The sequence below is a fragment of the Clavibacter lycopersici genome (genome assembly GCF_003576405.1).
Classification (GTDB): Bacteria; Actinomycetota; Actinomycetes; order Actinomycetales; family Microbacteriaceae; genus Clavibacter; species Clavibacter lycopersici.
Window position 1 is genome coordinate 1 of the sequence record NZ_QWGT01000570.1, and the last position, 380, is coordinate 380.

1 protein-coding gene is annotated in these 380 nt (G+C 79.5%); it reads right to left on the reverse strand.

The window, feature by feature from the left end; translation table 11 throughout:
• Positions 1-30: 30 nt before the first annotated feature.
• Positions 31-380, reverse strand: a 350-nt coding sequence (locus DZG00_RS16570) for an acyl-CoA dehydrogenase family protein (protein WP_147360112.1), incomplete at its 5' end; no start/stop codon positions are given.

Sequence of the window (380 nt, forward strand, 5' to 3'; positions counted from 1 at the left end):
CGCCGTCCCCACCGGCCGTCCGGCCGGCGCTCAGGAGGCGCGCGGCACGGGCCCCAGGAGCGTGGTCGCGATGGTCTCGGCGGCCTGCCGGTCGCTCGACGGGTGGAAGCCGCCGGCCAGCACGTCGCGGTACAGGCGGCCGAGCTCGTCGCCCGTGCGGAAGGATCCCCCGCCCGCGACCTCCACCGCCCGCCGCACGACCTCGCCGGCTGTGCGCGTCGCCCGGACCTTGGCGCCGACGAGCAGGGAGGCCCAGCGGTCACCGTGGTCGACGGCGCGGTCGACGTCGTCCGCGAGCGCCACCAGCTGCGGGAGGAGCGCGTCCTGCGCGAGGGCCGCCTCCGCGACGAGGTGCCGGACGCCGGGGTCCGCGGCGAGCG